This is a genomic window from Streptomyces sp. NPDC001027, assembly GCF_040299045.1.
Taxonomy (GTDB): Bacteria; Actinomycetota; Actinomycetes; order Streptomycetales; family Streptomycetaceae; genus Streptomyces.
The window spans coordinates 24,467-35,901 of sequence record NZ_JBEPBI010000075.1 but is presented as its reverse complement, the minus strand read 5'-3'; the positions used below and the strand labels follow the sequence as shown (position 1 = coordinate 35,901).

Annotated in this window: 11 protein-coding genes; 10 read left to right on the top strand and 1 reads right to left on the bottom strand. The window is 74.3% G+C overall.

Annotated elements, in window-relative coordinates; all coding sequences use genetic code 11:
- Positions 1 to 201: 201 nt before the first annotated feature.
- The 4 genes from ABT300_RS21520 to ABT300_RS21505 all read left to right on the top strand — a co-directional run bounded on the left by ABT300_RS21520 (position 202) and on the right by ABT300_RS21505 (position 2,844).
- Entirely contained in the window at positions 202 to 504 is a 303-nt protein-coding gene (locus tag ABT300_RS21520; protein WP_351678074.1) for a hypothetical protein, read from the top strand.
- Between the two features lie 67 nt (positions 505 to 571).
- Positions 572 to 1,045 (top strand): MarR family winged helix-turn-helix transcriptional regulator, encoded by a 474-nt coding sequence (locus ABT300_RS21515; RefSeq protein ID WP_351678071.1) that lies wholly within the window; start codon positions 572 to 574, stop codon positions 1,043 to 1,045.
- A gap of 6 nt (positions 1,046 to 1,051) precedes the next feature.
- On the top strand, positions 1,052 to 2,080 hold the full coding sequence (locus tag ABT300_RS21510) for a permease (protein ID WP_351678068.1): 1,029 nt from the start codon (positions 1,052 to 1,054) through the stop codon (positions 2,078 to 2,080).
- Positions 2,077 to 2,844 carry a TIGR03943 family putative permease subunit gene (locus ABT300_RS21505; protein ID WP_351678066.1) on the top strand — a complete coding sequence of 256 codons (768 nt, stop codon included), beginning with the start codon at positions 2,077 to 2,079 and terminating at the stop codon, positions 2,842 to 2,844. The genes ABT300_RS21510 and ABT300_RS21505 overlap by 4 nt, the downstream gene beginning before the upstream one ends.
- Positions 2,845 to 2,852: 8 nt before the next feature.
- Here ABT300_RS21505 and ABT300_RS21500 read toward each other — a convergent pair whose 3' ends face one another.
- On the bottom strand, positions 2,853 to 3,674 hold the full coding sequence (locus ABT300_RS21500) for a DUF6597 domain-containing transcriptional factor (protein ID WP_351678063.1): 822 nt from the start codon (positions 3,672 to 3,674) through the stop codon (positions 2,853 to 2,855).
- 193 nt (positions 3,675 to 3,867) lie between these two features.
- Here ABT300_RS21500 and ABT300_RS21495 point away from each other — a divergent pair, with 193 nt between their 5' ends.
- The 6 genes from ABT300_RS21495 (at position 3,868) to ABT300_RS21470 (ending at position 11,392) form a co-directional block, all read left to right on the top strand.
- Positions 3,868 to 4,413: a TIGR03086 family metal-binding protein gene (locus ABT300_RS21495; protein WP_351678084.1), complete on the top strand. Its 546-nt coding sequence runs from the start codon at positions 3,868 to 3,870 to the stop codon at positions 4,411 to 4,413.
- Between the two features lie 104 nt (positions 4,414 to 4,517).
- A complete protein-coding gene (locus ABT300_RS21490) occupies positions 4,518 to 5,636 on the top strand; it encodes an LLM class flavin-dependent oxidoreductase (protein ID WP_351678060.1) in 1,119 nt (372 codons plus the stop codon).
- Positions 5,633 to 6,256, top strand: a complete 624-nt coding sequence (locus ABT300_RS21485; RefSeq protein WP_351678057.1) for an FMN reductase — start codon at positions 5,633 to 5,635, stop codon at positions 6,254 to 6,256. The genes ABT300_RS21490 and ABT300_RS21485 overlap by 4 nt, the downstream gene beginning before the upstream one ends.
- A 200-nt stretch (positions 6,257 to 6,456) precedes the next feature.
- Positions 6,457 to 7,170 (top strand): response regulator transcription factor, encoded by a 714-nt coding sequence (locus tag ABT300_RS21480; RefSeq protein WP_351678055.1) that lies wholly within the window; start codon positions 6,457 to 6,459, stop codon positions 7,168 to 7,170.
- Between the two features lie 11 nt (positions 7,171 to 7,181).
- Entirely contained in the window at positions 7,182 to 8,663 is a 1,482-nt protein-coding gene (locus ABT300_RS21475) for a sensor histidine kinase (protein ID WP_502977970.1), read from the top strand.
- 140 nt (positions 8,664 to 8,803) lie between these two features.
- The gene (locus ABT300_RS21470; RefSeq protein ID WP_351678052.1) at positions 8,804 to 11,392 is read left to right on the top strand and encodes a SpoIIE family protein phosphatase; all 2,589 of its coding nucleotides are present in this window, start codon (positions 8,804 to 8,806) and stop codon (positions 11,390 to 11,392) included.
- Positions 11,393 to 11,435 lie beyond the last annotated feature (43 nt).

Below are 11,435 nucleotides of genomic sequence, written 5' to 3'. Positions count from 1 at the left end.
GCACCCCTCGGACCCGGTGACACCACCCCCCAGGTCATCCGATCGACAGGGGGCAACAGTCATGCCGGGCCCGGAGGCCAGCGGCCCTGTTGCAGGACCGCGAAAAACATAACGGGGGGAGAGGCGGATCTCTCGTGTCACGGGTACGCCGTCCTGGCCGGCGGCCGGGTCGATGTGCGGCTGACTCCGCGCAACCACGGTTTGGCGGACGTCGCCGACGCGACGGTGCGGCTGCGGTGGTCGGCGCCGCTGTCGGCGGGGGAGCAGCGGCTGCCGGCGGGACGCGCGCGGACGGGCCGGCAGGAGGCGGTGTGCCGGACGGGCGCGCCGGCCGCGGACGGGGCGGGCGAGCAGATCCTGGCGCGGGGGTGGCTGCGGGGGCGGCCGGCGGCGGTGACGCCGGCCGTCGACACGGTGTGGGGCGGCGGGGCGGTGGACCACAACCGCTCAGGCGACCGTCAGGCGGTGCTGGTGCTGGACACCGGGGACGCGTACTTCTTCTGACGAGCGTGGGACGGGCGCGTCGTACGATCTGCGGACGGCGCCGACGACGGCGCGGCGAAGGGGAGCGATGTCCCAGAACGTGCGGTCGCGGCTGCTGGACGACCTGTCCGTGGTCTCCCGTCGGTATGCGGCCGCGTACGCCCTGTTCAACCAGGCTCTCGCGGACCGGCTGGCGCTGCACCCCACGGATCTGCAGTGTCTGAACCTGCTGATGCTGGAGCGGGCGCCGGTGACGACGGGCCGGGTCGCGGAGCTGACGGGGCTGACCACCGGGTCGGCGACCCGGTTGGTGGACCGGCTGCAGAAGGCGGGATACGTCGTGCGCGAGCGGGACGCGGCCGACCGGCGGCGGGTGCTCGTGGCGACGGTGCCGGAGCGGATCGCGGAGTTCGGGCGGATGTGGGAGCGGCTGGGCGGCGACTGGATGCCGCTCTTCGACGATCTCGAGGACGCCGAGCTCGCGGTGATCGTGCGGCACATGCGGCGGACGGTGGAGTTCGGCGCGCAGCAGGTCGTGCGGTTGCGGGAAGGGCGGGTGTAGGGCGGGATGCAGGAGACGGAGACACGGCTGTCGGGGGCGGTGGCCGGCGGCCCGGCCGACGTCCCGGCGGGGCGTGGGCTGCCGCGGCACTGGCCGCTGCTGCTGCTGGGCGCCGCGGTGGTGCCGGGTGTGCTGCTGGTGGTCGTCGGGCGGTCGCTGGACGACCCGGCGGTGCAGGCCTGGCGGACGGTGTGTCTGGCCGTGACCGTGCAGGCGCTGCCGTTCCTGCTGTTGGGGACGGCGTTGTCGGGGGCGATCAACGCGTTCGTGCCGGCGCGTGTCTTCCAGCGGGTGCTGCCGAAGCGGCCCGCGCTGGCCGTGCCCGTGGCGGGGGCGGCGGGAGTGGTGCTGCCGGGGTGCGAGTGCGCGTCAGTGCCGGTGGCGAACAGCCTGATCGGGCGGGGGGTGACGCCGGCCGCGGCGTTCGCGTTCCTGCTGTCGGCGCCGGCGGTGAACCCGGTGGTGCTGACGGCGACGGCGGTGGCGTTCCCGGGCCGTCCGGAGATGGTCCTGGCGAGACTGGCGGCCTCGCTGGCGACGGCCGCCGCCATGGGCTGGCTGTGGCTCTGGCTGGGGCGTGAGGAGTGGCTGCGGCCGCGGACCGACCGGCCGGCCGGACATGTGCCGGGGCACAGCCGGTTCCAGGAGTTCCGGCGGGGTTTCCAGCACGACTTCCTGCACGCCGGCGGCTTTCTGGTGGTGGGGGCGATGGCGGCGGCGACGTTCAACGTGGCGGTGCCGCGTTCGGTGCTGGACGCGTTCGCGGGGTCGCCGTGGCTCTCGGTGCTGTTCCTGGCGGCGCTGGCGATCGTGCTGGCGGTCTGCAGCGAGGCCGACGCGTTCGTGGCGGCGTCGCTCAGCGGGTTCTCGCCGGTGGCGCGGTTGGCGTTCATGGTGGTGGGGCCGATGGTCGACCTGAAGCTGATCGCGTTGCAGGCGGGGACGTTCGGGCGGGCGTTCGCGGTGCGGTTCTCGGCGGCGACGGCGGTGGTCGCGGTGGTGTGCAGCGCGGTGATCGGAGGGGTGTTGCTGTGAGACGGTTCGCGCAGGCGGCGTTGCTGGTGCTCAGCGGTCTCGGGCTGTTGCACGCCGCGCTCTTCACCGACCTGTACCTCAACCTGGTGAAGCCGGGCATGCGGCCGCTGCTGATCGCGTCGGGAGCGGTGCTCGTGGCGCTGGGATCAGCGGCGGCGGCGGAGGCATGGGGACGCCGGGGGCCGGGCGGCGACCGGCATGGGGCCGAGCACGACGTGGACGACGCGCATGACGCGCACGGGCACGACCACTCCCGGGTGCCGAGGGTGGCGTGGCTGCTGTTCCTGCCGGTGCTCAGCCTGCTGTTCTACGCCCCGCCCGCGCTCGGCTCGTACACCGCCTCGCGTGAGCCGGCCAAGGCGGTGGCGGTGGAGGAGGACGGGTTCGACCCGCTGCCGGCGACCTCGCCGCTGCCGATCACGCTGACCGACTTCACCCAGCGGGTGCAGCAGGACCGGTCGCGGGCCGTCGGGAAGCGGACCGTGGTGATGACCGGGTTCGTCACGCCCGCCGCGGGCGGGAACGGCTGGTATCTGACCCGGATCATCGTCAGCTGCTGTGCGGCGGACGCCTCGTCGGTGAAGGTGCTGGTCCACGGGGCCGCCGCGCCGAAGGCGGACAGCTGGGTGAACGTCACCGGGACCTGGCATCCGGGCGGGACGCTGGGCACGGAGTCGGCGGCGGTCGCGCTGGACGCCACGAGCGTGGCGAAGGCGCCGAGGCCGTCCAACGCGTACATGGACGCGCTGCCGCTGACGTCCTGAACCGGGGCCTACGGCGTGCGGGCGGCGTGAGCGTAGGCGGCCGGGGGGAGGCCGACGGTGGCGGTGAAGTCACGGGCCAGGTGGGCCTGGTCGGCGTAGCCGAGGTCGGCGGCGAGGCCGGCCCAGTCGAGGTCCTGCCGGGTGCCGGCGGCTTCCATGGCCTCGTGCAGGCGGTAGCGGAGGATGGCCCACTTCGGGCTGACGCCGACGTAGGCGGCGAAGAGCCGTTGCAGGGCCCGTACCGAAAGGCCCGCGGCGCGGGCGAGGTCGGCGACGCGGCGCACCGTGCGGTCGTCGCGGATCCGGTCGACGAGGTCCATGGCCTGGTCGGCGCGCGGGTCGGGCTCGAGGTCGAGGGAGAGCAGGAAGGCGTCGAGGGCGGCGACCCGGCCGAGGTCGTCGGCGGGGCCGGTCACCGTCCGGGGGGTGTCGCCGCCGGCCCGGGGGAAGACGTCGTGGGCGGGCAGGACGCGGCCGGTCCAGTGGGCGACCGGTTCCGCGGGGGCGTAGGGGCGGAAGCCGCCGGGGCGGAACTTCACCCCGCAGACCCGTCCCCGGCCGGTGAGCTTCCTGGTGTAGAGGCCGCGGGCGACGCCGGTCAGCTCGCCGTAGGGCGGGCCGTCGGCCTCCTCCCACTGGAAGGTGAGGTTGACCGACGGGTGCGGCACGATGTGGGAGGCGTACGGCTCGGGCAGGTCCCAGTCGATCAGCCAGTACGTCTCGACGTGACGGCGCAGCGGCTCGGCGGGCCGGTGGCGGCGGAACCGCACGCGGGCCAGCAGCCCGGCCGGGTCGACGATCCCGCGGGTGTCGCGGCGGGGGGCGGCCATGGCGTGATCGTACGTCGCGTTTCTTCAAGACGGGCGGCGGCGGCCTCTCTACCGTCGAGGCATGGACATCGACGACAGCGGCAGGGACGACAGCGGCATCGGCGGCGGCGGCACCGGCGGCGAGGGCGGCCGGATCGGCGGCGGGATCGACGGCGGCGATGGGAGCGCGTACGGCATCGGCGAGCTGCTCGGGATGGCGCGCGAGCGGGCCGAGCCGGTGCTGCGGGGCATCCCGGACGAGGCGCTGACCGGCCCCACGCCCTGTGCGGAGTACGACGTGAAGGCCTTGGTCAACCATGTGTTCCAGGTGGTCGTCCAGTTCCAGCGGCTGGCGGCGAAGGAGACGTCGGAGTTCGGCGAGGCTCCCGACCGGGTGGGTGCGGGGCCGGACTGGCGCGCGCGGCTGACGGCGGAGACGGACCTGCTGGTGGCGGCCTGGTCCGCGCCGGGCGCCGAGGAGGGCACGACGGGGGCGATGGACATGCCCGCGCGGCTGGTCGGCTCGATGGCGCTGCTGGATCTGACGGTGCATGTGTGGGACCTGGCGCGGGCCACCGGCCAGGACTACCCGGAGGCCGACGAGCCGGTGGTGGCGGAGCTGGCGGGGGCGGTCGCCGTGCTGGAGCCGACGGCCCGGCGGATGGGGGTGTTCGGCGAGGCGGTGGCGGCTGCCGAGGACGCGTCGCCGTTCGAGCGGCTGCTGGCGCGGACCGGCCGTGACCCGCACTGGAAGGCGTGAAGCGAGAGGCAGTGACGGCCGGTACGGCTGTGGGGAATAGCCATGGGCGGGGCGTCGTTCTCCGGGTATAGTTGAAGCGTCAACAACCTGGAGGGTGAGCGACCATGCAGTTCGGGATCTTCAGCGTCGGCGATGTCACGCCGGACCCCACCACGGGCCGTACGCCGACCGAGCGTGAGCGGATCAAGGCCATGGTCGCGATCGCGCTGAAGGCCGAGGAGGTCGGCCTCGACGTCTTCGCGACCGGCGAACACCACAACCCGCCGTTCGTGCCCTCGTCCCCGACCACCATGCTCGGCTACATAGCCGCGCAGACGGAGAAGCTGATCCTCTCCACCTCCACCACCCTCATCACCACGAACGACCCGGTGAAGATCGCCGAGGACTTCGCGATGCTCCAGCACCTGGCCGACGGGCGCGTGGACCTGATGATGGGGCGCGGCAACACCGGCCCGGTCTACCCCTGGTTCGGGCAGGACATCCGCGAGGGCATCAACCTCGCCATCGAGAACTACGCCCTGCTGCGCCGGCTGTGGCGCGAGGACGTCGTCGACTGGGAGGGCACGTTCCGCACCGCCCTCCAGGGCTTCACCTCCACGCCGCGTCCGCTGGACGACGTGCCGCCGTTCGTCTGGCACGGCTCCATCCGCTCGCCCGAGATCGCCGAGCAGGCCGCGTTCTACGGCGACGGCTTCTTCCACAACAACATCTTCTGGCCGGCCGACCACACCCGGCGGATGGTCGAGCTCTACCGCGCCCGGTACGCGCACTACGGCCACGGCACGCCCGAGCAGGCCGTCGTCGGCCTGGGCGGCCAGGTGTTCATGCGGAAGAACTCGCAGGACGCGGTGCGCGAGTTCCGCCCGTACTTCGACAACGCGCCGGTCTACGGGCACGGGCCGTCCCTGGAGGACTTCACCGACCAGACCCCGCTGACCGTCGGCACGCCCGAGCAGGTCATCGAGAAGACGCTGAAGTTCCGCGAGTACGCGGGCGACTACCAGCGTCAGCTGTTCCTGCTGGACCACGCCGGGCTGCCGCTGAAGACCGTGCTGGAGCAGCTCGACCTGCTCGGCGAGGAGGTCGTGCCGGTGCTGCGCAAGGAGTTCGCCGTGGGCCGTCCGGCCGACGTGCCGGACGCGCCGACCCACGGGTCGCTGCTCGCGCGGAAGACGACCGAGGAGACCGACGGCGACAAGGACGCGAAGGAGGTCGTGGCATGAAGCTCGTCGTGCTCTCGGCGGGGCTGAGCGTCCCGTCGTCCACCCGGCTGCTGGCCGACCGGCTCGCCGGGGCGGTGGGGCGCCACGCGCCCGTCGACGTCGAGGTCGTGGAGCTGCGCGACCTGGCCGTCGAGATCGCCCACCACTTCACCAACGGCTTCCCCGGACGCCGGCTCGCGGCCGCCCTGGAGGCGGTGACGGCGGCGGACGGACTGATCGTCGTCACCCCGGTGTTCTCCGCGTCCTACAGCGGCCTGTTCAAGTCCTTCTTCGACGTGCTCGACCCGGACGCGCTGGCCGGCAAGCCGGTGCTCGTCGCCGCCACGGGCGGCTCCGCCCGCCACTCGCTGGTGCTGGAGCACGCCCTGCGGCCGCTCTTCTCCTACCTGCACGCCGTCGTCGTCCCGACCGCCGTCTACGCGGCCTCGGAGGACTGGGGCGCGCAGGGCCTGCCGGACCGGATCGAGCGCGCGGCGGGGGAGCTGTCCGCGCTGATGACGGGACTGTCGGCGCCCCCGTCCCCGTCGTCCCCGTCCCGCCCGGAAAAGGCCGACAAGGACGGAGGCGCGCTCACGGTGATCCCCTTCGCCGAACAGCTGGCGGCGCTGGCCGCACGGTGACAGACCGACCGGCCCGCTGAGCGCAAGATCGCGATGTTCGGCCCGTCCGGCGACCGAGGACGAGGCCGTTCAGGCCGAAGCGGGGTCCGGGGGCGGCGGCCCCCGGACACGCCCACCCGGACGGTGAGAGCCGAGTAAGAAGGGTGACTGTGGGACCGTCCCCCCGGCCCAACGGCCGAAGGCCTTGGCAGACTGGTCAGGTGCCTCCCACCGTGCTGCTCGCCGAAGACGACCGTGCCATCCGCAACGCCCTGGAACGCGCCCTGTCCCTGGAGGGCTACCGGGTCACCGCGGTCGCCGACGGGGTCGAGGCGCTGGCGCAGGCCCACAGGAACCCGCCGGACGTGCTCGTCCTCGACGTGATGATGCCCGGGATCGACGGACTCCAGGTGTGCCGGGTGCTGCGCGCCGAGGGCGACCGCACGCCCGTCCTGATGCTGACCGCGCTGGTGGAGACCGCCGACCGGATCGCCGGACTGGACGCGGGCGCCGACGACTACGTCGTCAAGCCGTTCGACGTCGAGGAGGTCTTCGCCCGGCTGCGGGCGCTGCTGCGCCGGACCAACGCCGACGCCGTCATGCCCGTCCCGGACGTCCCCAAGCCGACCCCCGAGCGGCATGTGGAGGCGGCCGGGCTGCGCATGGACCCGCAGGCGCGGCGGGCCTGGCGGGGCGCACGCGAGCTGGAGCTCACCCGCACCGAGTTCGAGCTGCTGGAACTGCTGGTGCGCAACGCCGGGATCGTCCTGGACCACTCCACGATCTACGACCGCATCTGGGGCTACGACTTCGGGCCCGGCTCCAAGAACCTCGCCGTCTACGTCGGCTACCTGCGCCGCAAGCTCGACCAGCCGGGCGCCCCGCAGCTGATCCACACCGTGCGCGGCGTGGGTTACGTGCTGCGCGAGGACTGAGGGGCGGGTCGGTGAGCCGTCAGCGCCTCGTGCTGCGCCGGCTGCTGCCCGCGTTCCTGTCCCGGCCGCGGCCGAAGCTGGTGTCGCTGCGCACCACCTTCGCGGTGTCCTTCGCCGCCGTGACCGCCGCGGTCACCGTCCTCGTCGGCGTCCTGTCCTACTCGGCGGCCGCCCGGCTGGTCCGCGTCGACCAGGAGTCCGTCTTCGACGAGGTCGTGCAGGACCTGCGGGACGAGGTGCGCGACCAGCGGATGGCGCCGGAGGACTTCTCCTCGGCCGAGCCCGGGCACGACATCGTGCGGCCGGCCCGCACCGACGTGCAGGTGCTCGGCCCGGACGGGAAGGTCGTGGACGCCGGCGCCCCCGGGCTGCCCGTGGTGGGCGCCGACCGCACGGTCGCGGGCGCCGCCGACGCGGGGCAGATGGCCGAGCACAAGGACGTCGACGTCGGCAGCGACGTCTACCGCATCGCGACCGTCTCGCTCGGCGGCGGGCGCGGCGCGGTCCAGGTGGCGCAGGAGTTCAGCGACACCGAGGACCTGCTGCGGGCGCTCCAGCAGCGCACGCTGATCCTGATGGCGGCGGTCGTGACGGCCGCGGGGCTGTTCGGCTGGTGGCTGGCCCGGCGCATCACCCACCGACTGGTGATCCTCACCACCGCCGCCGAGAGCGTCGCCCGCACCCGGCGGCTCGGCGTTCAGGTGCCCGTCACCGGCCACGACGAGGTGGGCCGGCTGGGCCGCGCCTTCGACCGCATGCTGGGCCGGCTCGCCCAGTCGGAGGAGGACCAGCGGCGGCTCGTCCAGGACGCGGGCCACGAACTGCGCACGCCGCTGACGTCGCTGCGCACCAACATCTCCCTGCTGCACCGCATGGACGAGCTGCCGCCGGACATCCGCGACGAGCTGGTGGCGGACCTCGGCCAGGAGGCCCGGGAGCTGACCGACCTGGTCAACGAGCTCGTCGACCTCGCGGCCGGCCAGTCCGACGCCGAGCCGCCGCGGGGGCTGGACCTCGCCGACCTCGCGGAGGAGGTGGCGTCCCTCGCCCGGCGCCGCACCGGACGGCAGATCCTGCTCCGGACCCGCGGCGACACCAGCTCCTACGGGCGGCCGGGCATGCTCCAGCGGGCGGTGTCGAACCTCGTGGAGAACGCCACCAAGTTCGACCGGGACGGCCGTGCGCCCGTCGAGATCGCCGTCACCGGACCAGCCCGGCCGGGCGTCGTCCGCGTCGAGGTCCTCGACCGCGGTCCCGGCATCGCCGAGGCCGATCTGACGCGCGTCTTCGACCGCTTCTACCGCGCCGCCGACGCCCGCTCCCTGCCCGGATCCGGTCTCGGTCTGTCCATCGTGCGCGAGGTGGCGCTGGCCCACGGCGGCGCGCCGTTCGCCGCAGGGCGCGCGGGCGGCGGCTCGGTGATCGGCTTCACCGTGGGCGGAGGCCTGCCGGAGGGACGGCGAGGGGCGGACGGAGCACCGGACGGTACGTGAGCGACCGCCGCCCCGGACCTCCGGGGCGGCGAGCCGCGGGCGACTGGGCCGGCACGTCTTCTCATGGAAATGCGCGGGATTCTGTGTATGCCTGGATTTGCCGGGAATGATACGGGTTGCGCATTCCGCGGGAGAGTGAGATGAGCGAGGCATCGGAGGCCGTCGGCGAGGCGCTCACCGCCCGGGTCACCGTCGACGAACAGGGCGCCGTCACCGGCTGGAACGCGGGCGCCGCACGACTGCTCGGCTACACGGCGGAGCAGGTCGTCGGCGGCCCGGCCACCGCCCTGCTCGCCCACCCCCCGGGTTCGGTCGGCGACGAAGCAGGTTCGGTCGGCGACGAGCCGGTTTCGGTCGGTGGATCGTCCTGGGCCGGACCGGTCGATGCCGGCTCGGCCGCCGTCGGCTCGGCCGACGGGATGGCGCCGCCCACCCGTCCGCCGCCGATGGGGCTGCCCCTCACCGATCAGCCGCCCGCCGGGGTGCCCCTCGCCGACCGGGCACGGTGGCACGGGGCGCTCCTCCTGCGGCACCGGGACGGCCGCCGCGTGGAGGCCAGGGTCGTCGCACATCACCGGAGCCGGGACGACGGCGTACGGGACTGGCTGCTGGTCTGCGCGGTCCCGGAATCACCGACCCGGCCCCGGGCCGACGAGGACGCGCTCATGCGGTGGGGGTTCCTCGAGTCCCCCTGCTGCGCGACCTCCGTCCACGACACGGACCTGCGCTTCCGCCGGTCCAACCGGGCAGCACAGCGCGCCCTCGGCCTGGACGAGCAGTATCTGCGCGGCCTGCGGATCACCGACGTCCTGCCCACGACGTCGGCGCGGGACGTCGAGCGGCTGATGCGGCGGACGCTGGAGACCGGCGAGCCGCGGCACGTGGAGAACGTCGCGCGGGCCCCCGGCGAGAGCCGGCAACACGCCTGGGCGGTCGATCTCTACCGGGTGCAGGACGGGGACGGCCGGGTCCTGGGCGTGGCGACCACCGGGCACGACATGACGGAACAGCACCGGGCCCGCCAGCGCCTCCAGCTGATCGCCGAGGCCAGCACCCGGATCGGCAGCACCCTCGACGTGACCCGGACCGCCCAGGAGCTGGCCGACGTGGCGGTCCCGGGCCTCGCGGACTTCGTCAGCGTCGACCTGCTGACCTCGTTCGAGGCGGGGCAGGAGGAGACCACGACCGGCGGATCCCTGCCGTTGCGCCGCGTCGCCCACCAGTCCGTGCTGCCGGGCGCCCCCGAGGCCGTCCTCCAGCCGGGCGACGTCGACGTGTACCCGGACAGCTCGCCGCCCGCCGAGAGCCTGCGCACCGGCCGGGCCGTCCGCCGCCAGGTGACCGAGGCCGCCGTCGCCGCCTGGGTCGCCGGGGACCCCGTGCGCACGGCCCGCGTCCGGGACTTCGGTCTGCACTCGGTGATCGCCGTCCCCCTGTCGGCGCGCGGCGTCGCGCTGGGCGTCGCCGTCCTCGTCCGGCACCGGCGTCCGGAGCCGTTCCAGCACGACGACGTGGTGCTGGCCGAGGAGCTGGCGGCCAAGGCGGCGGTCTGCATCGACAACGCCTGGCGCTACACCCGCGAGCGCAGAACGGCCGTCACCCTGCAGCGCAGCCTGCTGCCGCAGCGGCTGCCCGAGCAGTCCGCGATGGAGATCGCCTCCCGCTATCTGCCCGCCGACGCGCGGGCCGGGGTGGGCGGCGACTGGTTCGACGTGATCCCGCTGTCCGGCGCCCGCGTCGCCCTCGTCGTCGGCGACGTGGTGGGCCACGGCATCCACGCCTCGGCGACCATGGGCCGGCTGCGCACCGCCGTGCGCACCCTCGCCGACATCGACCTGCCCCCCGGCGAACTGCTCACCCACCTCGACGACCTGGTGGGCCGGCTGGCCACCGAGGCCGACGCACTCGGCGACGAGGGGACCGCGGGCGACGTCGGGGCGACGTGCCTGTACGCCGTGTACGACCCGGTGACGCGCCGCTGCACGCTGGCGAGGGCCGGGCATCCGCTGCCCGCCGTGGCGCGCCCGGACGGCACGGTGGAACTGCTGCCGCTTCCCGCGGGACCCCCGCTGGGTCTGGGCGGACTGCCCTTCGAGGCGCTCGAGACGGAGCTGCCCGAGGGCAGCCTGCTCGCCCTCTACACCGACGGCCTCATCGCGTCCCGGTCCCCTGACAGCGACGTCGACGACGGCGCCGCCCGGCTGTGCCGGTCCCTGACCGCCCCGGCGGCCTCCCTGGACGTCATGTGCGACTCCGTGCTCGACGGCCTGCTCCCCGGGACGCCCGCCGACGACGTGGCGCTCCTGCTCGCCCGCACCCGGGTGCTGGACGCCTCCCGCGTCGCGACCTGGGACGTGGAGGCCGACCCGGCCGCGGTCGCCGACGCCCGGAAGAAGGCGGTCGGACGGCTGGCGGACTGGGGGCTCGCCGACGCCGCCTTCGTCACCGAGCTGATCGTGAGCGAGCTCGTCACCAACGCCATCCGGCACGGAGAGCCGCCCGTCCAGCTGCGGCTCATCCACGACCGCACCCTCATCTGCGAGGTCAGCGACGCCGGCGGCACGGCGCCCCACATGCGCCGCGCCCGCACCTACGACGAGGGCGGCCGGGGCCTGCTCCTGGTCGCCCAGCTGTCCCGGCGCTGGGGCGCCCGTCCGGGCGCCAAGGGCAAGACGATCTGGGCGGAGCAGGAGATCGAGGGACCGGAGGGCGAGGGCTTCTGGAACTGAGCCGGCCCGCCCCGCACGCCTGCCCGCCCCGTCGGCCGTGCCC